Annotated in this window: 23 protein-coding genes, 1 tRNA gene and 1 pseudogene; 15 read left to right on the plus strand and 10 right to left on the minus strand. The window is 38.7% G+C overall.

Features of this window, described 5'->3' with window-relative positions; all coding sequences use genetic code 11:
- The first annotated feature begins 32 nt into the window (after positions 1-32).
- The 10 genes and pseudogenes from B9T29_RS04300 to B9T29_RS04350 all read left to right on the plus strand — a co-directional run bounded on the left by B9T29_RS04300 (position 33) and on the right by B9T29_RS04350 (position 7,140).
- Positions 33-108: transfer RNA gene (locus B9T29_RS04300), tRNA-Arg, on the plus strand.
- Between the two features lie 167 nt (positions 109-275).
- Positions 276-1,601 (plus strand): tyrosine-type recombinase/integrase, encoded by a 1,326-nt coding sequence (locus B9T29_RS04305; protein WP_086174734.1) that lies wholly within the window; start codon positions 276-278, stop codon positions 1,599-1,601.
- Between the two features lie 99 nt (positions 1,602-1,700).
- Complete coding sequence (locus B9T29_RS04310) at positions 1,701-2,435, plus strand: hypothetical protein (RefSeq protein ID WP_086174735.1); 735 nt, start codon at positions 1,701-1,703, stop codon at positions 2,433-2,435.
- Positions 2,436-2,565: 130 nt separating this feature from the next.
- Positions 2,566-2,787, plus strand: a complete 222-nt coding sequence (locus B9T29_RS16450; RefSeq protein WP_086174736.1) for a transcriptional regulator — start codon at positions 2,566-2,568, stop codon at positions 2,785-2,787.
- A gap of 2 nt (positions 2,788-2,789) precedes the next feature.
- Positions 2,790-3,557 carry a KilA-N domain-containing protein gene (locus B9T29_RS16455; RefSeq protein ID WP_228146558.1) on the plus strand — a complete coding sequence of 256 codons (768 nt, stop codon included), beginning with the start codon at positions 2,790-2,792 and terminating at the stop codon, positions 3,555-3,557.
- Positions 3,554-3,868: pseudogene (locus B9T29_RS16805) on the plus strand (hypothetical protein). The gene B9T29_RS16455 and the pseudogene B9T29_RS16805 overlap by 4 nt, the downstream one beginning before the upstream one ends.
- Positions 3,865-4,419, plus strand: a complete 555-nt coding sequence (locus tag B9T29_RS04335; RefSeq protein ID WP_086174737.1) for a hypothetical protein — start codon at positions 3,865-3,867, stop codon at positions 4,417-4,419. The pseudogene B9T29_RS16805 and the gene B9T29_RS04335 overlap by 4 nt, the downstream one beginning before the upstream one ends.
- A 149-nt stretch (positions 4,420-4,568) precedes the next feature.
- Entirely contained in the window at positions 4,569-5,393 is an 825-nt protein-coding gene (locus B9T29_RS04340) for a helix-turn-helix domain-containing protein (RefSeq protein ID WP_086174738.1), read from the plus strand.
- Entirely contained in the window at positions 5,390-6,763 is a 1,374-nt protein-coding gene (locus B9T29_RS04345; protein ID WP_086174739.1) for a replicative DNA helicase, read from the plus strand. The genes B9T29_RS04340 and B9T29_RS04345 overlap by 4 nt, the downstream gene beginning before the upstream one ends.
- A 2-nt stretch (positions 6,764-6,765) precedes the next feature.
- Positions 6,766-7,140, plus strand: a complete 375-nt coding sequence (locus B9T29_RS04350; protein WP_086174740.1) for a hypothetical protein — start codon at positions 6,766-6,768, stop codon at positions 7,138-7,140.
- A gap of 257 nt (positions 7,141-7,397) precedes the next feature.
- On the opposite strand, the gene B9T29_RS04355 is transcribed toward B9T29_RS04350, so the two are convergent.
- The 7 genes from B9T29_RS04355 to B9T29_RS04385 all read right to left on the minus strand — a co-directional run bounded on the left by B9T29_RS04355 (position 7,398) and on the right by B9T29_RS04385 (position 16,629).
- A complete protein-coding gene (locus B9T29_RS04355; RefSeq protein ID WP_086174741.1) occupies positions 7,398-7,832 on the minus strand; it encodes a hypothetical protein in 435 nt (144 codons plus the stop codon).
- A gap of 45 nt (positions 7,833-7,877) precedes the next feature.
- Positions 7,878-8,456 carry a hypothetical protein gene (locus B9T29_RS04360; RefSeq protein ID WP_086174742.1) on the minus strand — a complete coding sequence of 193 codons (579 nt, stop codon included), beginning with the start codon at positions 8,454-8,456 and terminating at the stop codon, positions 7,878-7,880.
- 64 nt (positions 8,457-8,520) lie between these two features.
- Positions 8,521-11,046, minus strand: a complete 2,526-nt coding sequence (locus B9T29_RS04365) for a hypothetical protein (protein ID WP_086174743.1) — start codon at positions 11,044-11,046, stop codon at positions 8,521-8,523.
- Positions 11,043-13,676 (minus strand): hypothetical protein, encoded by a 2,634-nt coding sequence (locus B9T29_RS04370; RefSeq protein WP_086174744.1) that lies wholly within the window; start codon positions 13,674-13,676, stop codon positions 11,043-11,045. The genes B9T29_RS04365 and B9T29_RS04370 overlap by 4 nt, the downstream gene beginning before the upstream one ends.
- Positions 13,677-13,683: 7 nt before the next feature.
- Positions 13,684-15,612 carry a hypothetical protein gene (locus B9T29_RS04375; RefSeq protein ID WP_416202477.1) on the minus strand — a complete coding sequence of 643 codons (1,929 nt, stop codon included), beginning with the start codon at positions 15,610-15,612 and terminating at the stop codon, positions 13,684-13,686.
- A gap of 216 nt (positions 15,613-15,828) precedes the next feature.
- Positions 15,829-16,323: a hypothetical protein gene (locus B9T29_RS04380; RefSeq protein WP_086174746.1), complete on the minus strand. Its 495-nt coding sequence runs from the start codon at positions 16,321-16,323 to the stop codon at positions 15,829-15,831.
- Between the two features lie 3 nt (positions 16,324-16,326).
- Positions 16,327-16,629 (minus strand): hypothetical protein, encoded by a 303-nt coding sequence (locus tag B9T29_RS04385; protein ID WP_086174747.1) that lies wholly within the window; start codon positions 16,627-16,629, stop codon positions 16,327-16,329.
- A 1,378-nt stretch (positions 16,630-18,007) separates the two neighbouring features.
- Between B9T29_RS04385 and B9T29_RS04395 the strand changes: the two genes are divergently transcribed.
- Complete coding sequence (locus B9T29_RS04395; protein WP_086174749.1) at positions 18,008-18,244, plus strand: hypothetical protein; 237 nt, start codon at positions 18,008-18,010, stop codon at positions 18,242-18,244.
- 378 nt (positions 18,245-18,622) lie between these two features.
- On the opposite strand, the gene B9T29_RS04400 is transcribed toward B9T29_RS04395, so the two are convergent.
- Positions 18,623-19,468, minus strand: a complete 846-nt coding sequence (locus B9T29_RS04400; protein ID WP_143223863.1) for a tetratricopeptide repeat protein — start codon at positions 19,466-19,468, stop codon at positions 18,623-18,625.
- Positions 19,469-19,564: 96 nt separating this feature from the next.
- Complete coding sequence (locus B9T29_RS16810) at positions 19,565-19,690, minus strand: YHYH domain-containing protein (protein WP_143223864.1); 126 nt, start codon at positions 19,688-19,690, stop codon at positions 19,565-19,567.
- A 390-nt stretch (positions 19,691-20,080) separates the two neighbouring features.
- Here B9T29_RS16810 and B9T29_RS04405 point away from each other — a divergent pair, with 390 nt between their 5' ends.
- The 4 genes from B9T29_RS04405 to B9T29_RS04420 all read left to right on the plus strand — a co-directional run bounded on the left by B9T29_RS04405 (position 20,081) and on the right by B9T29_RS04420 (position 23,503).
- Positions 20,081-20,566, plus strand: a complete 486-nt coding sequence (locus tag B9T29_RS04405; RefSeq protein ID WP_086174751.1) for a hypothetical protein — start codon at positions 20,081-20,083, stop codon at positions 20,564-20,566.
- A gap of 216 nt (positions 20,567-20,782) precedes the next feature.
- Entirely contained in the window at positions 20,783-21,814 is a 1,032-nt protein-coding gene (locus B9T29_RS04410; RefSeq protein WP_086174752.1) for a hypothetical protein, read from the plus strand.
- 20 nt (positions 21,815-21,834) lie between these two features.
- Positions 21,835-22,395: a hypothetical protein gene (locus B9T29_RS04415; protein ID WP_086174753.1), complete on the plus strand. Its 561-nt coding sequence runs from the start codon at positions 21,835-21,837 to the stop codon at positions 22,393-22,395.
- 145 nt (positions 22,396-22,540) lie between these two features.
- Positions 22,541-23,503, plus strand: a complete 963-nt coding sequence (locus B9T29_RS04420) for a DUF559 domain-containing protein (RefSeq protein ID WP_171263973.1) — start codon at positions 22,541-22,543, stop codon at positions 23,501-23,503.
- Between the two features lie 507 nt (positions 23,504-24,010).
- Here the strand turns inward: B9T29_RS04420 and B9T29_RS04430 are convergent.
- Entirely contained in the window at positions 24,011-25,078 is a 1,068-nt protein-coding gene (locus B9T29_RS04430; protein ID WP_086174755.1) for an ArsO family NAD(P)H-dependent flavin-containing monooxygenase, read from the minus strand.
- Positions 25,079-25,186 lie beyond the last annotated feature (108 nt).

Consider the following 25,186-nt stretch of genomic DNA (forward strand, 5'->3'; position numbering starts at 1 on the left):
TATATCTATTTGCGCTAAATTAGCTGCATTTTGTGCCCTTAGCTTAACTGGATAGAGCAGTTGCCTCCTAAGTGACCGACGCGGGTTCGACTCCCGCAGGGCGCACCACCCCAATAGTAGAACATATAAAAATTTAATTAAAATACTTTTATATTCACACACATATAAACAAAACATAGAAAAATATAGATTAATATATAAAGATATAGTTGCAAAATATAAGGATATGATTGAGGATATATGCAGTTCTACTCAATATATATCCTTATTCAATCATGGCCAAAAAGACTATTCCTCTATCTGACTCCAAATGTACTGGGGCAAAACCACAGGAAAAAGACTACTCTTTGTATGATGGTCATGGACTGATATTATTCATTCGAAAGAGCGGTTCGAAGGTATGGCGATTTAAATATAAGAGAGCCAATGGCAAAGATGGCTTAATGACTTTAGGCAACTTCCCTGCTTTAAGTTTAAAGGCTGCCCGGGATAAGCGCCGTGAATTAGAAGAACTAATTGCTAATGGTATAGATCCAATTGAATACAGCGAAGTGCAAAAAGCTAAATTGAATAATGCATATAGTTTTGAGGTTATAGCTCGAGACTGGCATAAGGAATATAGCAATACAGGTCGCTGGATTAGACATACAGCAGAAAGAGCATTAAAGAACTTAGAAGATTATGTTTTCCCTATCATCGGGCAACAATCGATAGATGCAGTAAAGCCTAAAGACCTTGTTAAAGTTTTACGCTCCATTGAAGAATCTGGATATACAGAAGTATTAAAGAAAACTCGTCAAAGATTTAGCAGCATATTTTCTTATGCAATATCACGCGGCCTTATAGAAGAGAATCCTGCTTATTTTCTAAAAGATGTTTTTGTAATAACGAAGAAGTCTAGACATCATCCTCAATTACCTTTAGAGCAACTGCCTGAGCTTTTGCAAAGATTAGAAAGTGATAAAGGTTACCCTATAACAAAATTATGTACGGCATTTGCACTTCATACATTTGTACGTTCCAGCGAGTTTCGGTTTGCACGTTGGAGTGAGTTTGATCTTCAAAAAGGCCTGTGGACTATCCCAGGAGAAAGAGAGTTCATTCCAGGACAAAAGTTTTCTAATCGTGGTGCCAAGATGAAATTAGACCACTTAATACCACTCTCACCTCAAGCTATTACCCTGCTCAAAGAAATCCACAAATATAGCGGAATGACAAAAAATGTATTCCCTAAAAACGGCGATCCTCAAGGTTTTATTAGTGAGTCAACAATAAATAAGACATTACGCCGTATTGGCTATGACACTAATACAGATATATGCGGACACGGCTTCAGGGGCATGGCATGTTCAGCCCTGGTGCAAAGCACTTTATTCCAGAAGGAAGCTGTAGAAAAACAAATGAGCCATCAAGAACGCGACCAGGTACGTTTGGCTTATACCCATCAAGCAGAATACCTGGAAGAAAGAAAAGCGATGCTGAATTGGTGGAGTGACTACCTGGATGCAAATCAATATGGCTATATAAGCCCTTATGACTTCACTCAGCAGCTTCTAAACAATGATGTCATCAATTTTAAATATGCAAAGCTGGGAAAATAACAAGTTTTAACAGTTTGCTAAGTCTAGCCCGACGGGGCGAAAGTCGGACACCCATCCGATTGGCTTAGCTCCTACTTGGGTATGCCTTGGGAGGCGAATATGCAACAAATAGTATTGGATTCTTTAGAAGAAGAGCTTAATTACTGGTCTCCATTAATGGAGATAAAAACTCTTACTGAAACAGCACGTGATATCTTTTTAAAGGAACTATTTCCTTATGAAAAAAGTGGCAAAGTGATACCTGAAAATCAATATGTTCAAGAAATTAACACCATATTCACTGCAAATTTTACAGGTAAACGCAATGATCCAAATCGCCAAACTGGGATGCAGGCTGAAGATGATTTTTTTAGTTCAATTCTTAATAATACTGACGAACAGTTAAAAAAAGATAATTTAAATAATGCTCTTTTCCAACTTCTAAACATCGTTTGTATGTACATTTGTGATGCTGCAGCAATTTTAGAAACCATCAAAAAGGAGTTTAAAGAAGGAGAAGCAATAATAGTGGATAATTCACTAATTACTGATAATAAAATTTTTTATTATTTATGCAAAAGTAATTATTTTATTGGTCTTTGCAAAGCAACTCATGCAAGTCATGTAGGATCAAAAGAGCAACTAAAAGAAAAAATGATTAAACTGGCTGAGATAAAACATAAAGAAATTAATGCTAAAAGATCTAAAGATGAAATTACTATTAAAGAAATTTGGGAAAATCATAACTGGAAAAATTACACAAAGTGTGCAGAGCACATTTTCGAGACTAATCTAGTAAAGCGAAGCTACAGAGACATTTATACAATAGTTAGCAAAGTTGCTAAAAAGAAATAATTTTTACATTATGCTTCGCAGTATGTACATGTTCCAGTGGAACATGTACATCAACGGCGCACTACGTTTTAAAACATAAAAACAATAACTTAAATTACATCCATACTTTTATAAATATATGGCTGTATTTATGCTTCAAGCAACTCCAATTCGAATTCAATTTAGTACCGCATGTCGACTACTTGATGTAACACGACCATCACTTCTCCACACTATCAGTAAAGATCCTACCTTCCCTCGGCCGTTGAAAATGGGTACCTCCAAACAGGCTCCTGTTTTCTTTGATTACCAAGAATTAGTTGAATGGCATAACAGAAAAAAAGAAGCAGCTACCGCTGAAATGGGGGCATGATCATGAGTGCTTCCACAAATATTCAGAACTGGTCACCCGCTTCTAAAATTAAGATCGATAATGCTGCAATCCGTGCCGATCAGCATGGACGCTACAGCCTAAATGATTTACACAAGGCAAGCGGTGGTGACGTAAAAAATAAGCCATCTAACTTCCTGCAAAATGACAAGACACAAGAACTGGTTGCTGAATTGATCGATGCTGGAAATCCATCATCGGTCAATATTGAACCGGTATCAGCGATTAGGGGTGGTTCAGAACAAGGGACGTATGCTGTAAAAGAATTGGTCTATGCATATGCAATGTGGATCAGCCCTGTTTTTCACTTAAAAGTAATTCGTACTTTTGATAGTGTGACAGCACAGACACAACTACCAGATCTTAACAATCCAGCACAATTGCGGGATCTATTGCTAGGCTATGCTGAACAGAATATTCAGCTCAGTGCTGAAAACCAAGTACTGTCAAAGGCAATCGAAACAATTACGCATACTGAACACGGCGTAAAGTTTCAGCAAGCCTGCAAAATATTGAATGTAAAACAGCATGTTTTAGCCAAATGGCTTCGAGAACATGGCTGGGATCGTTATCTAAATGATGCCAGGGCTTCAACTTACTACAGTGAAAGTCGCGGTTATTGCGAAACTAAATATTCTCATAAGGAAGGTGTAAAACCTTCAGGTCAGCCATATAGCTTCACACAGACTGAGTTCTTTATCCTGCCAAAAGGCATGCAAATTCTTGCCAAAAGATTTGGGGAGGTTGTATGAAATTCAAAATTATTTTTTTAATAGCACTTCTCAAATTAAAGCGATTCAGCTATATTGATTCTGTTCGATGCAAAATCATCGAATTAGCTTTGGTCGGCTATGAATACACAAGCGCATACAGTCCGCTACGGGCTTTTTTTATGCGTAAAATCTCTATGCTTCTGCATCTCTATGGTGAAGCTGGAGAGGGACATCTTCGGATGTGCAGGTCTCTTGTGTACCTGTCGACCAACCCTTTTCAGCTTTGCCACCCTCACTTGGTCGTGACTGGTAAAGCTCCTAAACAAACACAAGGAGCGCATTCATCATGAACGCTAAAGTACAAATTCAATTATCAGAACAATTAATTCCTTTTCACAGTGCCGCAGATATTATAAGTGCTTACTCACTTGCATCTGAATCTGCCGTACAGCTTCGAACTCTGGCTAATCAGATCAGCAAAGCAACGGCGTTCGTTAAAGCGTATGCAGAAGAAAATAAAGTCGACGCCACTATTTTTGCTGAACTCGAAAATCTAATCGCAATCTCCCATCAGCTTGCTAACAGTCAAGCGGATACCTATGGCCTTGAGCTTAAAAGACATAAACAAGAACCCGATGACCAATACAGCGCGGGTGATCTGCACGATGCTTACTCATTAGCTTATGAAAATACATCATGGCTTGAGACTATGTTTTATCAAATTAAAGATGAAGTCGAAGTAGTCAAAGAAGCCATCAAGCAAAGTATTTATGGCGCCGTCTTTGCGACTCTTGAACGCTTAATTCATATTGCTGCGTATTGGGCAGAGAGCCATAGCAATACATTTGATGTTGAAAACGAAAAGTATAAATCGGAATGGGAGGCATCTAAAAATGACTAAGCTTCCTGCTTCTTCTGAAAAAAATGCAGTTCCATCAAGTGCAGAGCCTAATCGATCTGCTCCGTCATCAGCATATGCTGATTCTGTGCGAATGACACCAGAACGCCTATTTAACGCCGTGATCAAAAATAGCCGGCAAGGAGGGTCTAGTGAGCATTGATGCAACACGGTGGGCTTGGACCACTTCTGTTAAAACTTCTGCTCAACGCTTGGTTCTGCTTTCACTAGCAGACCGGGCTGGAGAAGAACATACAGCGTGGCCTAGCATCGATCGTTTGGCTGCTGATACCGTTCTGGACAAAAAGACAGTACAGAAGGTTATATTAGAGCTGATAAAACTTGGTCTAATCAGTGATACCGGTGAGCGTACAGGGCCAACGAAAAGAGTTCGTGTACTTAAACTCAACGGCGTCAAAGGACGTGAAGAATATACCCATAATTGGGATGATTCAGGTTCAAAAAAGGATGCTAAATCCAGAACAAATACACCCAAAAACGGGAATATTAAACAAACCCAAAAACGGAATGATTCCAATAATTGGAACAATCCCGAAAGCGGTACTTTAAATGATCCCGAAAACGGGATTTTGAACAATCCCAAAAACGGGATGCAGAACCAACCATTGAATCTATCAATGAATCTCTCTCAAGAACACGATTGGATTCCAGATAAAAATCAATTAATCAATGTGCTAAATACTGCGGGTCAACAACGGAATCTGGAATTAATTTTTGGATTGCCGGATTTCGAATTTCAATTGGGTGCATTCAATGCTCACTACGCTGGCCAAGTAATGCCCAACGCAAGAAAATTGTATTCATTCGTTCGCTGGATCATCGATAAATTTGAACGCTACCAAAAAGCTAATCCAAATTATGTGAACCAGTCTGCACTCAATACTGCTGCAGTCGAGCAACCACTTATTAATTTGACTGATAGTAAACCTAAAAGTTTACTTGGGAGCATACAATGAATACCAATACTGCTCCAATCCATAATCTACAAATTGAACAAGCTGTTCTTGCTGCACTAATGACGGTAGCAGGTTCTTATGCTCAAGTTGAAAACTTACTGACTGAACAAGATTTTCATGCAACGCGCCACAAACTGATTTTCAACGCAATTGTTGACCTTGATGCTAAGAACTCACCATATGACGCCGTGCTCGTCAATGAATGGATTGAAATGCGCAATTATGGCGAAGCATCAGGCGGTGAGAAATATCTCATGCAGTTAATGAGTGATGCTCCTTCCAGTTTCTACAATCTGCAATCGTACGTAGAAAAATTGAAGGATTTTACCGCATGCCGCCAGGTTGAAGCTGAAGCACTGAAAGTAATCCAACAGGCCCGGCATTTAACTATCAGTCGTGGTGAGCTGGTACAAAATGCTCAAGCTGCTTTTGCCGATCTGAATACTGAATCCGGAAGTGAATCTCTATTTCACATTCATGATGCTGCAGCCAATACTTTTACTGAAATGCATCGAAAGATTGAAGCGGCTCTTGCGGGGGAAACTTCAATTAAAGGTATTCAAACAGGAATTTATGATCTTGATAAAAGATTAGGTGATGTTGAGCCAGGCTGTCTAATGGTGGTAGCTGCCCGTCCTGCCATGGGTAAAACTACCATGCTTCAGCTGATTGCCAATAACGTAGCCGTTGTTCAGAAAAAGCCTGCTTTGATCATGTCTGGTGAAATGCCAAAAGAACAAATCGCCATGCGCCTCTGCTGTGCCATTGCACCGGCAAATATTGGAGTAGTACGTAATTCCCCACACATGCTTCCTAAGGAGGAATTTACAGCGTATACAAACGCCGTCGTGATGCTTAAAAGTGTGCCGATGCACATCAATGATACGTCACGGCCTTCTATTGCAAATATCCGTGAATCTATTCGCAAGATAAAACATCAATATGGTTCCGTAGGTGCTGTACTGGTTGATTATCTACAGATCATGAAAACGACTAAGCCATTTGCCCGGGAAGATTTAAAGATCGCCTATTTCACTGGTGAATTGAAATCTATGGCCAAGGAATTTGAGTGTGTCATTGTCCTTTTATCACAGCTCAATCGTGAGTTAGAGAAACGACCAAACAAGCGTCCAGTGTTATCAGATCTACGTGAGTCTGGCGCAATTGAACAGGATGCTGATCAAATTATTTTCTTGTACCGAGATGAAATCTATAACAAAGAATCTCAATATAGAGGTATTGCTGAAGCCATAGTTGGTAAGAACCGCCACGGCGAAGCTGGTACTGCATTCATGCATGCTCAGCTGAAGTACTGCCAATTTACCAACTTAGATCATGATGCACTTAATCAAATTCAGGGGATTGGATAACTATGTTGTTTATAAATGATTGTGGCATGGATAGCACAGTTTTAAAAAAAGCTAAGGCCGAACGTTTTATCAACCTAAGGCAGCAAAAGAAGGTTAAAGAATTTCTCGTCAAACGTCGTGGATATAAGCGTCCCGACTTCAACCGCATGATTTTGGATTTGAGCCGGCTTAAATGGACACATGAAAAGATCGCATTTGTTCTGCCTGTAGCGAATGCCAGTACGGTTAGCGAGTGGGCACGTGGTGGAAACCCAAACTTTGAACATGGTGAAGCTTTTATCGAATTATGGAAAGCCGAAACTGGTGTTGAGCGCGTCCCGCGCGAAGGTGAATGGCAGACATATAAATATGAAGTTGGGCAGTTAGAGTTACTCTAAGTGCAAAAATATAAGCCCCGAAAATGGGGCTTTTTAATGTGTAACGGCTATCTAGATCAGCTATTTTAACGTGTAACACCTATCTAAATCGGCTGTATTTAACGTGTAACACTAATCAAAATAAGCTGTTTTTAATTTGTAACACCCCTGATTTTTAAAGTGTAACAGCAGCCATATTTAAGGTGTAACAGCTAAAATAGGTCATTTTATAACGTGTAACGGTAGACATTTGATATTTTTGACCAATTTGATACCAATTACTTTGCTACTATCTTCATCGGTTGAAAATCATCAATATGTACCTGTTTGGTTTTCAATAAATCCTGTCGTTTACCATCAGCAACCAACACGGCGCGCTTAACCTGAACAGTCCAGGTACGATCTGCTCCGCACATCGTTTCGGACTCAAGAAAAACATTCCCAAATGCTTTACCTTGAAGGTTTTGTATATCGCCGTAGGTTATTACATTCTCAGAAGTCCCCTGCACTCTACCGGCTTTGTCCTTTGCCACAAGGTCTAAATACAGTTTGTCATAGGTCCCAAGAAAATCATGGATCGTCACATCCACTACAGCGGAACATATCCCGGAGTTCACATAGCTTGTTCTGGAATGCTGAAGTGTAATTGGTGTAGCCATTACTGCTGAACTGAATAAAAGTGAAGTTATGATTAATAAAATCTGTTTCTGCATTCTTAAGCTCATTATTTTTAGAATAAAGTATATGGATGGCTGAGATTAAGGACTATTTAGCTTTAGCATCTTTGTGGCAAAATCCATAGACTCCTTAAAACCGATTAGGTTAATTGTTTCGCTAGAATACCCATTGGAATTCTCCCATGAGTAAATTATCTTTTTTCCTTTTATTAAATCTCGCATTAAAAAATTAGCCTCTACACCTGGCAAAAGAGCAGAATGTTCTAAAGTGCGTATGGGTGAATTATCAATCTTATAATTAAGTTTATGATCTTTTTTCTGCTCTGCCGATTTATCCAAATTGAAAATAATCGATTTACCATTATCGTTTGTTAGCACGGTGAATTTTTTATTTTGCGTAATACAAGAAAAGACGTCTATTCCCATATACTTATCATTAAAACAATTGGTAAACCATACATCCTCACGAACATTTTCATTCGATACAAACATAAAAACCACTTGCTCAGTGTTGTTAAAAAAGTCTCTATTAACGTTATAGCCGCGCTCACCATCTACCCAAAATGACTTGTATTCAGGCGGGATCAATATTTTTTCATTTGAATAGCTATGAGTAGAAGACATTAATACAAAAAATGCCGTTAAAATTTTTATTTTCATATTCCATCACCTTTTACCCTATATCAAATACCATACAACAAAAAAGGAGCCGAAGCTCCTAATTTTATTCAGATAAATCCCACCAGTAACTATTACCTAAGTTCTCCATCCGCTGCTGTGTTTTCGGCAAATAATCCGGATCAATCATATTCTGCATTTTCGAATAAAGCATTCGATCAACGATCAATTTGCTGTACCAAAGATTCTGTAATGGAATATTGCTTTTTAATGTATTGGCCACCTCCATCATCCGGGTAGACTCCTTACCCTCAATAATGTTGTTACCCATACCGGTTAATAGCATACCCAGCTTCATACTCTGACCTAAGAGTGGTCCGCTAATAAAGTCAGATGCACTTCGACCAGTAGGATCTGAAAGCGCAGACATAATGTCACCCAGAAAGGAAAGTCCACCACCTTTAAGAAGTGACTTACCAAAGAAATCAATTGTGAATACCGGCTCTGGATTCTTACCATTTGCCAAGTTCTGTGTCTGGACAATCAAAGCCCCTGCCAGTGTTTGATACACCAGTAGCGAAGCCAGGAATGTCACTCGGCTCTTAATATCTCCCTGAGCGAAGGCCCGATGACCAATACGGAACATATAAGCTAATGGGAAGCCTTTAAACTGGAATAAGGTACGGCCTAATTCCCCCTGGATAGTTCCGGCCTCACCCAAGTTGATAATACTACGCTCACGTACACCGGCTTCAATGATGGCGACCGACTCCTCATTGAAGATATGAGTCTGGTACTTCATTGCAGCTTTGTATCGAAAGTCAGCAATTACATTAGCATTATCCTGCTTATCCAGTGGCAGGAATTGCTTAATCACATCATCAGGAGCACTGAAGAAATCATTCTGAGTGAGCACCGCCGTCCCATCTTCACGTTTACTCGGTTCCAACTGCTGCCATAGCTGCCAGTCACGTTCGGTAATACCGTTCCCCTTCAGAATCTTAAGATCATCCGCACCAAGATCCTTCCAATCTGTTTTACGGGTCATTTCGGCAAGCTTATTCATATGTACCAGATTGAGTGCTCTTTTAGCTCCTGCGGTGACGGCGTTCAGCCCCGACAGTTTCATCGTCATTGCAGCAAAAGCCTGCATACGCGCATTAAAACGTCCTGACTTGGTAGCACTGCTGACAATATCGGCATCACCGAAACGAGTCATGGAACCTGCCATTTCGTTAATACCCAAGCCGAATCGCAATGCTTCATCACGTGTAGCACCCTGTTTCAATTGCTTCATGTATTCAGGGAGAATGGATTTGGTATAAGACAGGCCCAGCATATTTGCCACTTTTTTCATGCTGGCATGGTCACCAAACGTGGTTAATGTGGTACCGCCCAGTTTTGATGCAACCATTAATGCTCGTAGACCACCCATAACATTTCCCAGTGTTGAATCAATCGCCCGGGTATTGGCATCCAATGTGTTGTACATCGACATAGCCCGATGAGCCTGCTTATCAATTTCGCCGTGTTTCAATCCATTCTGTGGATCAACTTTAAGTTTGATCTTGGCTTCATCCAGTAGCGACTCAAAGGTATGACGAGGGTTAGATCCTAGGTTCTGCATCATCGCCACTTCTGTACTCATACGTTGAGTATGATTTTTCAGGATTTCATGGAATCCAGCTTCATCATACGTTCCATATTTCTTTTGATATGCCAGCCATGCCTCACCATCCTTAAAATGCAATGCTCGGGCTTCCTGGTGACGATTCGCCATCTTAGAGCGACCACCTACAGGTGATGTACCTGCTTTGGCCTGCTTATTCAACACCAATAAGTCTTTGTTCGCGCCGTTGGTTGAAATAGTTTTATAGACCTCCTCGAGCATAGTTTTCAGCTCAAGTTCATCCATCAACTCGCCAGTATCTTTGAAATATTGATTACGATCCAAGCCAGCCAAGGCATCATTCACCCATTCAGCTTGATCTGTTAAGGCCACCTTCTTTTGATCATGCGAAGTCATAAAGCCGAAATTATCGAGCTTTTTAATATTTCCTCCAGCCCGATTGAAGGCTAAACGCATCTCCTCCAAAACGGCGCTTACATCTTTGGCCATAGCCGTAATTTCTGGATTATCAGACTTGCCACCAAACATGACCCGGATAATGTCATCGGTCATTTCTTTATTGACGGACATGCCGAAGCGCTCTTGTGTTTTGGTAAACACATCTGCAACCAAAGACATCCAGCGGCTATGTAAAGCTTGAGATTGTTTTTCTATTGACTGGATACCGCTCTGATCAGAGAAATATGCAATCTTCCGCATTAAGACCTGGAGGGGATTTAATTTAGGATGGTTATAAATCTCGTTCTGCAGCTGGGCCTTGATGATCGCGTCCCGGGCAATGTTCTGATTATTTTTAGCAATCTGCACGGCGAGATCCGTGGCAGTTTTCTGCGCAATTGCTTCCGCACGCTCAGCATGACTTTTAAAAATCCAGTCTGGATCTGTTCTGGCCAAAGTATTTTGTGCACGGATATACAGGGATGAAATACGATTACTGTCCGCAGCACTTAATTTTCTTTTACCTAATGCCTTTGCAACTTGTTCTCTACATTCAGCTCTCATGCTGCTTCACTCCCGAATTTTAATGCGCAGCTTGCTAATGCTTTCACTGCCTGAATTTCATCTTTTGCTATTTCTTCTTGCTCTTTGACATAGTCCAGCAGATCCCGGGATGACATCGTCACAATTTCCTCATTCCCGTTTTCATCCAAACGAGTAAATGTCACTTCCATATCAGGATCAGCTTCCAGGATTGAAACTGCTTCTCTACCGTCTGGCGTATCAGTGAACGCGCCGTATTCACCTTTACTGGATTTGGTTAAATCTGGTGCACCATCAATTTTAGACTTACCAGGCTTCCAGAACTCCCGCTCTAATGCTTGGGCAGCTTTATGCTGTACTGCAGTTAATTCAGGATTATCTGCTTTGCCATTACGAGGATGAGCAAATAAATCACTTCCGTTACGTGAGGCTTTAACCGGTGAGATGGTGCCATCTTGATTTATTTCACGCTGGAATGTCGTATTAGAGGCTTTGTTGTGAAGCTCTTGAATAACTCCCCCTGAGCCAGTTGAACGCTCTCGCTTAAGGTAGTTCTGCGATCTTGTAGCAGCCCAATTATCAACCCCTGCATCAATGGAGCCTTGCTGTATATTCTGCTCTGGTTGACGTGCATTGAGATCGAGAGCATTTGCCTCTGTATCCGGCATGATGATCCGCTGTTCTTCAGGCAGCACATACTGAAGTTCAGAATCTAAAGTATCCAATGTACGATTGGCACTATTACCAGGACCTGATAAATCAACTTGGGGTTCCACATACGGCGTCCGGTAAGTACCGCCGTTAGAATATTGATAATGTGCCGTAGCCTTTAAATATTCCAGATCCTCTTTGGTCAAGGGAGAAGATAGAGCTTCAAATTCTTCCAGGAGTGATTTAGTACTGTGCTCATCAGCACTGAATACAAAAGGCATTGCTTCGATTTCAGCATCAGATTGAGATTTGTAGGTAGGAGGTGCTGCGATATCAGATTCGAATTCCGGAAACTCAGAATCACTGCCACGCACAGCTGTAAATTCATCAACAGCGGAAGCCGATCCAATACCATCATACTGTTTAGCAATATCATTCCAGCGATTTTGATATTTTGCTTTTACCTGGCCAACGGTCATGCCATTAAATTTATGGGACGCCGTGATACCTTCTGCAATCTGCCTTGAAGTCTTTTTCTCGGTACCTTTGCTCCAACGAGTAGCGACATCCACAAATAACTCATTGTCTTTAGCTTTTAGGAATATTGGTCCACCACCTTCACCAAAGAAATGCATGTAATACAGTTCTATGCCGTTAGGATCTCGCTTAAATTGATTACGGAAAACCTTTGCATTGTGTTCATAGTAATTAAGGCCCGCTTTAATTTGATCATTGCCATCAAACTTATTCTTTCCACCCATCCGGGCAAACGTGCCATCAAGGGTTTGAAATAGACCAGTAGCAGATGAGAGTAGATTCCCTTCCCTATCTTTGGGTTGAATCTTTGGATCAAAGGTACCACCTGTTTCCAGGTGTGAAATGATCAAAGCATCTACTGGGTTAATACTGCGCTTAGAAGCTTCTTGGGCAATAGTTTTGGCCCATGGCTTTTTATCCAATATCGGATTGGTAAAAACTTGTGCTTTATGCTCATCAGCATTCAATGGAACCGGTCTTACGATCGCTTTCGGAGTCCCTGTAAGCACATCTTTTGGATCCACTACCACTTTTTTGGCAACTTTCTCTTTTGGTGTTCCTGCCACAGGTACTTTCAAGCTTACCAACTCATCATTTAATGCGCTTTCCATGGCGCTATCCAATGCATCAAAGTGTGAATTGGCTTCTTTAGCATTTGCTGGACTAAATGGATTGGTACTTTCTGCATGCTCAACATTCGCTTGAATATGAGCTGCATCATTCATAGCATCTACATTACTGTGGTCTTTGACCTGATCTGGTCGCAATCGCCCCTTATTTGCCCAGAGGTTAAGCAATAAAGCCATGCCACCATTCGCTGCCAGTGTAGAAGGGCTGGTTGCATTTTCCTTTAATGCCTCGCCGTATTGAGCTACATTCTTATTCTTATTGTTTTCAAGATATGACCCTTCGATATAGTCACCAGCTGAACCTGCAGCCGTAGATAAAGCCGTTGTTGCTATGGCGTCAGCCACTACTGATTTAGCAACACCGTGGGTAGGAATAGCAAATCCCAAAGCATCTGCAACCCCTTTCACAGCTCCACCGGTACGGGCTGTTTTTATATCGGCTCCTTTGTTAAGCAAATCAGATTTTTCTGCTTCAAAAGTCTGATAACCAAATAAACCTGAATTTAGAGCCAAACCAGGTACACCACCTGTACCTAGTGTGGTTACGGCGTTCCACCCAATACGTGTAAAATCTTTAGTCAGACCATAGGTAAACTCCCCTACACCACCAAAATCATCAGGTTTAAAAATTTCAAGGTTTTGTGCTCTAAGAGCAGCTGCTTTTTTATCTCCCCTAATTAGGGAGTCTGGTGCTGTGGCGGCCTCAATTGTTCCCATTGCGATACCGGAAACAGTACCTAATGCACCGTCTGCAAAGCTCCCACGCTGACTTTTAGGTTTGAAGCGAGGATCATCCTGATTTAACGTTAATTCATCATCTGCTAAAAAATCCATATCGACCTCATCGAACCGTAAAAGTTAAGCGTGTTTTGCGCTGTTTATCGTTCACATCCATGACGTACTTAGCCCCATTTTTGAAATAGTATTTATATGGATTATTAGGGTCTTGCTCTAAAGGTAAATCTAGAAAGAATTCCTTATCAGATCCACCATATGCACGTGCATTGCGGGAATTAAAAGTTTTCAACTGATCATCAAAAGACTTTTCATTAACGGTATGAGGGCGTAGAACAACTGACTTGGAGCCAAAAAATCCACCAGAGGTGTACTTCCCTCCAGTTACGTTCAACACAGCTTTGTGGAATAAATCTTCATCAATTGACTTACTCAGGAGGCTTCCTTTTGAATCAGCTACTTGCCCTGACTTCTGCAGCAAATAGGCATAATTAGCCTTTACAGACTCCAGATAAATTTCAAAATCTGGTTTACCTGGTGTAGTTACACCAGATAAATAAGTGGCTGTATTTGCTCTAAGTACATTCTCATCAACCTTTACCAGATTCTTATCCAGCAGATCCTGTCCTGTGACAATCTGCCCAGCAATATCATTCAAACCTCTACGGCCCAATGATGCTGATAAACGATAAGCTCCACTATCACCAGCAACACTCTTGATTATGTCTCGTGCTGCATTAGCATTCCCCGCACTAGCAGTAAATAAATTGGTCAAGAGTGTAAGTTTATCGCCTGGTTTTGCCTTACCCCAGTAGTCCTTCAATTCTTGCTGCTGTTGAGTAGAAAGTGGATTAAGTGAACCATTTACACCATCAAGAATATTATTAGCATGGATCGTTTTAATATTTTTAGATAATGCCGAAACCGCTTTCGGGTCTCCCATAATAATTGAAGTCGTTGGTACCGGCGTTAGCTCCTGCCCCGTTTTAATAGAATATGCCAAAGACGAATTATTCTTCTCATAATCCAGCATGTTGTTATGCGTATTCGATAAAAGCTTTAAATTCCAACTCACATCTTGAGGATTATCTTGCGCCGTATTCTGAGCATTGGCACGCTTTTTAGCTAAATATGCTTCCCGTTGATCAGGCCCAAGTCTCATAAAACTCTGAACCTCTACAAGCGATTTACTGTATTGCTTGAATTCAGTCTCATGAGTTGTACCTTTAACTTTTGCCAGACGTTCACTCATCACAGCTTCACTAGGAATCAATCCTGTTTCAATATCAGAACGCATCTCACGAATAGTGTTTTCGGCATCCTGTTCAATACGGCGCAGCTGTTGCTCTTGGACTTTTGTATTTCGGTCCAATTGAACTGAAAATCGATCTGCCCAATGAACTGACTGCTCTTGAGTTAAATCAGGGTAAAACTTGCTTACCGATTCAGGTGTAGTTAGCTGGCCCAGTGTCTCACTATCTTCTTTATTAGCTGTGAAAAATGCTGACACATCATTAGATGAACGTTTATTTTTATATTCCAGCAAATTGTTATCAACATATGCCTGAGTTAATCCTTTAGATCGTGCGTAAACTTGCAAGCCCGATTGAACCTCTTGTTCAGTTGCATTCGGATTCTTCAAATAGTTCTCAGTCATATCTTTAAGACCGACTATTGCCTGCTGCTGTTCCGCCTTTTGAGCCATTGGCAAATACTTCGATGCACTTTGGTAAGAATGCTGTTCAAAATAATTATTAAAATTCTGCTCAAATGTCTTAGGCACTGAATTTTTGTATTGGCCTTTGATAGTTTCTAAACTCTTTTGGCGCTGGGCTACCGCATCCTGATAAGTGATTTCTCCACTTTGCATTTTAAGCAAAAGATCATTGTCTACTGTACTGATATCAGCACCAACCTTTGACGACTGCAGTGCAAAATCGGCCTTATCTTTCTTATCCTGCTCAATCTTTAGCTTTTCTTGTTCTAGTTTTTCTTTTTCATGAAGTTGCTGTGCAGTCTGTGAGATATTCTGCATTGCACCTGCAATCATCTGGCCACTTTGGTTTTGTGGCATTTGGATACGCCCAACCTGAGGCATAGCATTACCAAAATTGCCCATTGGGATTTTAGCCATTTTAATTACCTTTAAATTTATCGATTAAAGGTAATTTAGAACGCTATTCGCATTCAAAAAATGGGTATATTTAGATGTAAAAAAGGAGCCTAAATAGCTCCCATCTCTGAATCTGACTTAGGCTGTACGCTTTGTTTGATTAAAGCAATGATTGATATTTCTCACACCAGACTTACGACCAATAGAAAGTGATCCCAGCACATTTTTTATAAACTGGATCTTCTTAACAATCTGGCCCAACTCAAACTCGAATGTATTCCGGTTAAGGAGGCGTTTAAATTCTTGATCAGGATCTAAATAATGCGCCGTAATGATCAAGGCATTTGGGCAACTATTCAGGCTAATTAGAATCGTATAGAGATGCTCATAATAGAATTCTTTATTGTTCTTAGCCGTTAAGTAAGTAAGGCGATGAATAAGTTCTTCCAGGTGAGAAACAACTTTTAGCAAGTGCCCTTTATAATTACTGTTAAATAATTGCACGGCTTCTTTCCCATTAATCTCTCTTTGAAACTCATCAATAAGGTATTCAATCCCATTACATAACTGGATTGATCTTTCCATATCATCACAGTCTAAAGGCTTAAAAGCCGGTTTTTTTGGTTTGTTCATAACCTATAGGCTCCAGTGATTATTTCTCGGAATATCTTTATCGTCTTTATCTGTAAATAATTTCCAAAGCTCAATCAATGCCTCACCTACTTCATAGTTAGGCCTACCACCACGTGCCCACTGGCTAACCGTACTGGCATTCGCTACAGGCAGAACAAATGCGATTTTTTCAGCCGTCATTTCATGATGTTCTTTTAGCTCTTCAATCATTTCCTTATAATTTGGTGCACCATAATGGATGGTATTTTTAACGAATATCAGCCTTTTCGATACTTCAAAATTATTGAGCTCAACAAAAACCCCCATATACCCCTCCATAAGTTTCAACTTATTAAGAAGTAATCTAAGCGCCTAAAAAATGGGTATATTTGCAACAAAACGCGCGCGCGCGCGAGGCAGGGAGCAAAACACTATATTTTTAACCATCTCCCCCATATAGCAATTCGTTATAGCAACCCTATTATCTTCGCTAACCAACAACGAACATGAGTAAACAAATAAGATTTATAGCAGGCACTCTCATATCGTTCTAATTTGCTCTATAAGCCCACTAAAAATATTGATGTACCAATTATCATTTTTTTAATTCAAATCGCTCACAGCTCAAGCCAGTGCAAAATTGATACATATATCAAGTTAGTTTTAAAGTTTATTCTTGAATATGGAATGAAGAGTTACCTTTGAATTAGTACGGCGCTCTCTCAAAAGAGAGATGATTGATTCAATGGTAGATTCATTGATAGGTTCTGCATCCCAAAAACGGGTACATTCAAAATCCCAAAAATGGGATAGTTCAAAACCCCAATATTGGGAATATTACCGTTTTCGGAATGATACCAATATTGGGTATATTAGAAAGGTAGGATTAAAGCAAACTTCCAGCCTCCTTAATTGGGGGCTTTTTATGACTGTACTTCCTCAATCCATCATACTCAAATGTAACAAAGCTGTTAAAAGTGAAATCACCCTTCAAAATATCACTTTTAAAGTGCAAATGCTTATGCCACAAGGATTGTAGAGAAATCGACCTCTACTTGTCGATACGTGGAATATCGTAAAAGAGAAAGATTGTTTTTTAAGTTTTTTTTGTAACAGAAATAGGACTTTTTAAGTACTTTCCAGAGTTTCTATGGAATGTCGTAATTAAGAGTTCCATTGAAGCCAAAAATTAACCCGGTTTAAATGCCAATCCATGCAAAGTGAAAAGAAGTCACTTTCAAAGTGAAATTAAAAGTATGCCTTGATTAAGTTAAGCCTTAACAATTATTAACAGGTGCGCCGTGTGAATGTCAGGTTTTGTCAGGTTGAAATACTTACTATTGCTTACTTTCTAATAACAGGTTTTGTCGGGTTAAAAGAATTAGATCCTTACTTCAAGCGTTTTTAATACTAGGTTTTATAAGGCTTTTAATATCAATTGGAGAACTATATGTTTAAACAAAAATATATCATCACTGTAGAAAGTGAATCTCTCCCCTCAAATATGCTTAGGAGATAAAATCCACGGCGCTACTTTGTACATTATTTATTCAATAAATCTTAGAATTTTAAACAATCATTTTTAATACAACCTAAGATAATGATTTAAAACAAAAATAAAAACAAAACTATCCAATCTACGCCTATGTTTTGTATCGTAAAATTAATTATCAAAATGAGTAATTAAGCTTAAGAGGAAAAATTCATGCAAATTCGATATATTCCAAAATCAGGAAATTTCATGGGCCTAATCCATACCCCATTTAAAAACAAAGATGGGATGTATATTGTTAGCAAGGATCGTTTTTTAGAAAATTATATTTATGTTTCGACAATTGAGGATGCTTATTCCTATTTGCAACAAGGTTTAAAAATTCGAATGCAATATGAAAATAATGCACCTAGCTTAATTAAATTATCGTCATTAGAAATTACTTTTTAATTTTTTGAATGCTACCTGGTATATGTAGAACTAATGAAAAATACGTTTTCACCTTTCGTATTAGCAGTAATTAGCTAAAGGACAATATACCCACTTATAAATTAAATTTTACAGGTTTATAGACTTAAAAACTAAGTTAGCCTGGCTAACTAAACGCTTTAGTATTTAGCGATTCTGAAACACCCTGCTGAATAAGCAAAGGCTTATCTGCAAAAGCCAATGATGAAATTAAAGATAAAGTTGTGATTGCCAATAATTGTTTCATGTTGCCCCATTGAGATAAGTGGACAAAATACTAATTTATCAGGAAAAAAGAAAACATATAAAAGGTATGGATATAACAGCTACATATGTTGATCGTAATATTAAAAAAGCACCCTAAGGTGCTTTTGCCTTATTAAATTTTTCCACCAAATTGATTATTGGTTTCAGTCCAACTCTAATCATTTTTTTTAAAATTGGTTTTTCTGAAACAAAGTTTGCAACATTCGGGCTTAAAGTGTAATAGGTTTTAATAAATAATCTTCCAGATTTTTTCTGCATTAACCAGGTATCCCTAAACAACCGCAACTCGTTAACCTCATAAGCCATCGGTGTGCCGAAAGCGGCAGTAGCAATAAAACACCCGTTAGGATCTTGTAAGGACTTTAAGTTATGTTGAATGGTAATATCTCTCGGAGCTAATTCTGCTGCCTTTTCAATTAATGGCCTTGCCTTCTCTTTATCACCTAAGCCATTCCAAACTAACAAACCCTTTAAATTAAGATAGATTGGATTGCTTGGTTCAATTTCCAAGCTGCGATCAATATACTCAATTGCCAAATTCACATTAGCTGGATTCGCCCCACTCAAAGCAGAGTTTGAACCGAACACCTTTAAGTTAGCTGAGAGTTCATTAAATATAAACTGTGCCTGCAAATGATAGCTTTCGGCTTCGGATTTATTGTTTATTTCTTTAATATCTGGCGTGGAATCACTTATAGCTACTACCTCATCACTATAATAATTAACAAAAGCCTTTCCATCATCCTCACTTAAAGAGTTGATAAAATCCTCAACAATATCTCCTGCATCTAATAGAGCTTGATGGGTTGTCAATTTCTCAGTCTCTACTTTACTCTCTACAAAGTCCTGCTTTGCTTTTACTAGACTGCGAACTTCACTTCTTGAAACTGGAGAATGAATTTCAACACCAAAAAGTTCACCTATTATTTTTTGTTCCACATAGCACCCCCTCATTAAATCACCATAAAATAACAAATTAATGAGAGGTGGTGTAAATTTCAAGCATTCAAAAAGCACCCTAGGGTGCTTTTTGAATTAATGACAATGCCTAGTGCCCGTACTGGAATCATTATGACATCCATCACTAGCCGTTCTTCCACTATGTGAATAAGCTGCTGCAGCAAAAGAAGCGATTAATGCTAATACAATAATTTTCTTCATGATTACCCCAATTTCAAAATATAAAACTTATTTATATCTGAAATAGGTTATTTTTCAAACATTAAAAAACCACTCCGGAGAGTAGTTTATTTGATATCGTCCGATTTAAGTGGATTAGCTTTCCATCTTAAAGCTAGTATTTCTAAATCTTTAAATTCAGCTAAAGCGCCGTGGATGGTCAGGCTTGAGGATTTCGCTATCTATTTAGATCAACAATACGCCCTGCATCGTCATGATTATGATGCTATGAAAAAATAATCCCTGTTAAGCGAACCATCAAAACTTCAAAATTAAACTAATTTATACATAAATATAGCTAAATATAGTTGTTGGAAAACTCATCAATAAGCGTTATAAAGCATTGCTAAGAAAGAAAATATTGGGGGATATATGTCTTATATAATTAAACTGATCTCAGAAAATTGCTACATCATTCCAGATGATGACGGTTGGCTTACTACTACAGAGTCACAGCAAGAAGCGATTGATATAGGCATCTTTGACGATATGGAATCTGCAGATGAAACGGCTCAAAGTTTTAGTGGCGGGATGACCAGAGGCATTGATTATATAATCCACCCAGTTTCTAAAGACCCATACCATGTGGTGGAAATTATTATTCCTGAAGAAATTGCCCCGAACCTAAAAAATATCAATAGCTTCATTAAGAATGGTAAGGCACATATATTCCTTACTAATGTGACAACTGCAGATGATGCTATGGATGGCTTTACTCGTTATGGGGTATCTACCGGTAAAAATGCAGTCCTTTATAAAACTACTCAGTATGAAGCTCGTAAAGAGGCTATTTCACAATACCTAAATGAGCGTTTTGGCAATCAGTGGGAAATAAAGCTACTAGCTGTTCAGGCTTGAAGAATGAGATAAATCATCTAAAAAAGCTTTAATCAAATAATTTTAGCCTAGATATTTAATTTAGCTATAAGCTCGATACAGACATAGTTGGTTTTAAGTTTTTGATTTATATATGTGTATTTAAAAAGTAAGTCACCGGTGACTTGGGGTGCTGACTTTTAAAATATAAAAAAGCCGCGAACCCGACGCGGCCCTTTAGATCGGGTGGGGTAAAATATGGCTGCAAAAAAACGCTATCGAACATTGTTTTATAAAAGTGCAAAAATAGTAGGAGTATCAAAATCCTTAAGTGAAATGTTGAAAGAGGCATTATCAGATACTTCAAACAGAAAAAAGGTCGCTTCAAGACAAGAAGGTCTTAATGATTCTGGGGATATGCGATTTATAAACAGTTATGAAAACTATAATGGAATGTTTTTTTCTCAACTGATTAGTATTGAAGCCGGTAAAATTCAAAGTTACTTACATTTGGATGATGAGTCTGAAAGTTATCCAATAAAACCAGTTAATTTAGATCTTATTGACAGCTCAGCCTCTAAAACTACAGAAAAATTGAGACGTGAATTTCTTGATTCAATTATTTACTTTGGTGTTATAGGCAATCACGTTGCAATTTTGCAAACATCTACATTAAGATCGCGACAATTAGAGTCGTACCTTAATTGGTTTTTAGGTTCTTCATGTTGTAATATCCTTCCTGAAAACACCCCAATTATACTTAATGATTCTATAACTGATGAAATGAGAGAGCGCATCACAAAAAGCCCTGCAAAAGAGATTAGTGTAGGTAGTCCAATTAATACAAAACCCGTATTACCAGTTAATTTTTCAAACAACCCTGAGACTCAAGCTCTTACTACAAATGCTAATGTAGCAAGTGTTAAACACGTACTAGATCAAGATGATGCTTCTTTAATCAAACGATTCTTTGGACTTAATTTAAGTGGTAAAGAGTTTTCAGATTCTTTAGAAAAAGCTAATTTAAGCCTTGAAATGACATTAAAGTTCAAGAAAACCACGACACAAAATGGTCAAGAGCTTATTGACCGGGTTGCAACATCATTACGACATTTAGATCCAGAAGACTATTATATTAAGCTTAATGATAAGTCTACAATTAGGGGTGGAGATTTAGTAGTGGCTGGACCTATAACAGTTCATATGACTGAAAGTGGTGCAGTTGATGAGGGGATATTGAAAAATGATATGCATACTTGGTTGGTGAAAAATGCTAATCATAGTAACTGAAACCACATTGAGAGAGATTTATGAATACACATGTCCGTAAAGCAATCATATATAGATATTGGCATATATCTATATTGCTGCTTACGGCCGTTTTTTTTGTTTCATATTATTTTTTAGATAAACATCTGGGTTCTGCGGAAATCAAGCTAAATGGATGGGCTCAAATTCTTGCGTTGCCCACCTTGCTCTCTCCTATTGCCTATCTTGTATCTAATTATCAAAAGATTAATGAAAGCAAAGACATTAAGGGTATTAGTGTCCTTGAAAGAAATGCTCTTAGAGGTATTATTAATCAGAGATGTAGTGATATCTTATATACAGTTTTATTAGCTACGCTCATATCTATTGTAATCACGGGTTATAGTGTGTTTGCACAACAAAATAGTGAACTCATAAAGCCAATGAAGCTTTCTTTATTTTTATCAATAATTATCAGCTATGTTGTAACTTGTTTTTTTTGGATTTATTCTGCTTTCTTGGCTATTTCAGAGTTAACCGATTATAAATCAGATATTCAGCAACGAATTGATAAAGATGGTAATAAAGAGAATTTTGAAAAGTTACTACGATCTGATGATTAGAACTAAACATAAACTCAACTCTATGCCAGCGGTGAGCTTGTAATTATGAATTGTCTACTTCGAATTCTGAAAACATAATGCTGGCGAATCAATTATACTTTTAATTTTGAATATTTAATAAATTTATTAAATGAGGCGTATGTTTATGATCGTCATCACTGGACTTAATACATATAGTATTTACAACCTACCACCTTTAAAAAAAACAATTAAAGAATGTTTTAATATTGATAGCGAAACAAAAAAACCTTTAAATATTCAACAGCTATCTAAACGCATCGGAGAGAATCCAAGCCTTCTGTTATGTGCAATGCTGACGACGGATTCGATGTGTAGTAAGTTTGGTGTTGAGTGCTTAATTGAAGTGCTTTCTGGTATTGCTGATAATAATCCAGTACATGTTGCTACGCTTGATTATGGCCCACGTCAAACTAGACCATTTAATTTCACACTAACAACCCGCGGCTTCCTCAATGAAGTATTTAATTCTATTAACGAGCTGTTATGTGAGCGCAACCAGGCATGTTTTAGTTTTACGTTTATACCAGAGAATAAAATCACAAAGTCAGATTTACGAAGTGGTCAATCAAACCTCTATGGAACATTCTCGCTTGATTTGACAATAGAGCTACATATGACAATTTTCGCTGATGAAATAAATCAAAATATGGAGCAGCAAAAAAGAATACAGAAAGATTTTTTAATAGGGAGAGTTGTCGTTGAGTTTGATGGCATACAACACCTTAGCGATGAACAAGTCAGAAAGGATAAGCTTCGTGACTCAATGATTCAGGGCGAAGGTTGTACTGTATTTCGTATTCAAATGCCATACCAGCAGGATGGTACAGGTAGTAGTAAAGTTAACAAAGAGAATCTTTCAACTTTACTCAATGGTCAAGTTGAAGATATAAAAAATCACTTTAGAAATCGACTTCATGAGGCTATTTCTATCAACTATTTACTACGATCATTAATTAAAAGTAATCTTCAAAAACTGCCACAATCCCAATTAAATGAAATGGTAAATAAGCCCTCATTTAGGGCTAATCTCCCGTCCCAATTCACCAATGACTTGATCACACAAGCCGCCATATTCAAAAATATCTAACTGCCCTATTGTGTACTTGTATGTGCACCATTCACCTTCCAGTAGGTAATGTTGAATATTAGTCTCTGTTTGCCAGATCATTATGAAGGCATGGCCGTTGTCATAATTTGGTACGCCATTTTCAACTCGAATTGTTTGTTCTTTTTCTCTTATACCAATCTATTTATAGCAATCACATGAGTTCGAATCCCTCTTTCTGATCCGAACCCACGTCCCTCTGGAATTTCAGCAATACAAAGTACTTAAAGAAATAAGGATACAAATAGGGATATAATTCAAAAACATGAAAGCTCAAACACAACAATGACAAGCATTATATCGTAAAGTTCTATCCCCGCAGGGCGCACCACCTTTATGAGGTAGAGTTAAATTTACAAACTATTTAATTTAAAATCAATAAATTAAAAAGATATACAAGCACAATTAGCCTATAGTTTCCTCTTAACATTTAGATGTTTTTTTACAATAAAAGATCTCATCACAAAAATCTCTTAACTTCAGTTAGGGTCAAATCCCAGACAAATAATTTTCAATTTCATCGACTGCGGCTCTGGCTGTTCTTGATACCCCAATTATGGTGGTCGAAGCCATCCCTGTCCATTCTCCATACCCGACTAACCACAAGTGAGGTATCTTGACCGATCTTCCATTCTTAACATCTACCGAATCATCTGACTCTATCACCCCTAGACTTCTTAGATGATCTAATGAAGCTTTAAATCCGGTACACCAGATCACGGCATCGACTTGCTCTTTTGAGCCATCCGGCCAAACGACTGCATCTGCTGTAAATGATTTAAAAGGAGCCTGACTATGGAGAACTCCTCGCTCCCTTGCTTCCTTAACACTATCAATCATCACAATATCACCCAAGCCACCCACGGGCTGATCGATTGCTCTTCCCTCTTGCTGTGCTTTTAAACGCTCCGTAGCTCTCAGAAACAGTACACGCCCATCTACATCATCAGATAAAAACTGGGGTGGAGTTTGGGTTACCCAAATCGTTTGAGCAACTTGAGAAACTTCAGCCAGTATTTGTGCACCAGAGTTTCCCCCTCCAACAACGATGATTTTTTTATTTTTAAATGGTGCGGCATTTATATAGTGTGCTGAATGAAGCTGGATCCCTTGAAAGTTTTCACGCCCATCATAATCAGGAATAAAAGGCTGGCTCCATGTTCCTGTGGCACTCACCACAGCCTTGGCTCTCCAAAACTTTTCTTTAGCATACACATCAAGATAGCCCGCATGAGATTCAACCCGATCGATATGAACTGGCCGAACCACGGGAAACTGATATCTGTGTTCATAAGCCGATAAATACTGGATAACCTCATTCCTGGTCGGATAGGTCTGCTCAGTGGTTGGCATCATCCAGCCTGACAATGAGCTCCAGGTATTGGGAGAAAAAAGGCGCAATGACTCCCAGGCATGCTGCCAGGCTCCGCCCGCTTGATCTTGATCATCTAAAATAATAAATGGTATTTTCTTTCGCTTTAAAAAATAAGCCGTAGATAAAGCGGCCTGTCCGCCCCCAATAATGATCACATCGATTTCAGTCTGTTGATAATTCAAAGCTTTTTCCCCTGTTCTTGTTTCAGAGATTTTTCTGCATTCTGTGTAGCCATACAGCCTGAACCGGCTGAACTAATCGCTGTATGGTAAACCTTATATCAATATTAC

The sequence above is a fragment of the Acinetobacter sp. ANC 3903 genome, assembly GCF_002135315.1.
Lineage (GTDB): Bacteria > Pseudomonadota > Gammaproteobacteria > Pseudomonadales > Moraxellaceae > Acinetobacter.

Coding starts and splice junctions, on each gene's coding strand:
- B9T29_RS04305 (WP_086174734.1), top strand. CDS start 276: ATGGCCAAAAAGACTATTCCTCTATCTGACTCCAAATGTACTGGGGCA.
- B9T29_RS04310 (WP_086174735.1), top strand. CDS start 1,701: ATGCAACAAATAGTATTGGATTCTTTAGAAGAAGAGCTTAATTACTGG.
- B9T29_RS16450 (WP_086174736.1), top strand. CDS start 2,566: ATGCTTCAAGCAACTCCAATTCGAATTCAATTTAGTACCGCATGTCGA.
- B9T29_RS16455 (WP_228146558.1), top strand. CDS start 2,790: ATGAGTGCTTCCACAAATATTCAGAACTGGTCACCCGCTTCTAAAATT.
- B9T29_RS04335 (WP_086174737.1), top strand. CDS start 3,865: ATGAACGCTAAAGTACAAATTCAATTATCAGAACAATTAATTCCTTTT.
- B9T29_RS04345 (WP_086174739.1), top strand. CDS start 5,390: ATGAATACCAATACTGCTCCAATCCATAATCTACAAATTGAACAAGCT.
- B9T29_RS04350 (WP_086174740.1), top strand. CDS start 6,766: ATGTTGTTTATAAATGATTGTGGCATGGATAGCACAGTTTTAAAAAAA.
- B9T29_RS04355 (WP_086174741.1), bottom strand. CDS start 7,832: ATGCAGAAACAGATTTTATTAATCATAACTTCACTTTTATTCAGTTCA.
- B9T29_RS04360 (WP_086174742.1), bottom strand. CDS start 8,456: ATGAAAATAAAAATTTTAACGGCATTTTTTGTATTAATGTCTTCTACT.
- B9T29_RS04365 (WP_086174743.1), bottom strand. CDS start 11,046: ATGAGAGCTGAATGTAGAGAACAAGTTGCAAAGGCATTAGGTAAAAGA.
- B9T29_RS04370 (WP_086174744.1), bottom strand. CDS start 13,676: ATGGATTTTTTAGCAGATGATGAATTAACGTTAAATCAGGATGATCCT.
- B9T29_RS04375 (WP_416202477.1), bottom strand. CDS start 15,612: ATGCAGAATATCTCACAGACTGCACAGCAACTTCATGAAAAAGAAAAA.
- B9T29_RS04380 (WP_086174746.1), bottom strand. CDS start 16,323: ATGAACAAACCAAAAAAACCGGCTTTTAAGCCTTTAGACTGTGATGAT.
- B9T29_RS04385 (WP_086174747.1), bottom strand. CDS start 16,629: ATGGGGGTTTTTGTTGAGCTCAATAATTTTGAAGTATCGAAAAGGCTG.
- B9T29_RS04395 (WP_086174749.1), top strand. CDS start 18,008: ATGCAAATTCGATATATTCCAAAATCAGGAAATTTCATGGGCCTAATC.
- B9T29_RS16810 (WP_143223864.1), bottom strand. CDS start 19,690: ATGAAGAAAATTATTGTATTAGCATTAATCGCTTCTTTTGCTGCAGCA.
- B9T29_RS04405 (WP_086174751.1), top strand. CDS start 20,081: ATGTCTTATATAATTAAACTGATCTCAGAAAATTGCTACATCATTCCA.
- B9T29_RS04410 (WP_086174752.1), top strand. CDS start 20,783: ATGGCTGCAAAAAAACGCTATCGAACATTGTTTTATAAAAGTGCAAAA.
- B9T29_RS04415 (WP_086174753.1), top strand. CDS start 21,835: ATGAATACACATGTCCGTAAAGCAATCATATATAGATATTGGCATATA.
- B9T29_RS04420 (WP_171263973.1), top strand. CDS start 22,541: ATGATCGTCATCACTGGACTTAATACATATAGTATTTACAACCTACCA.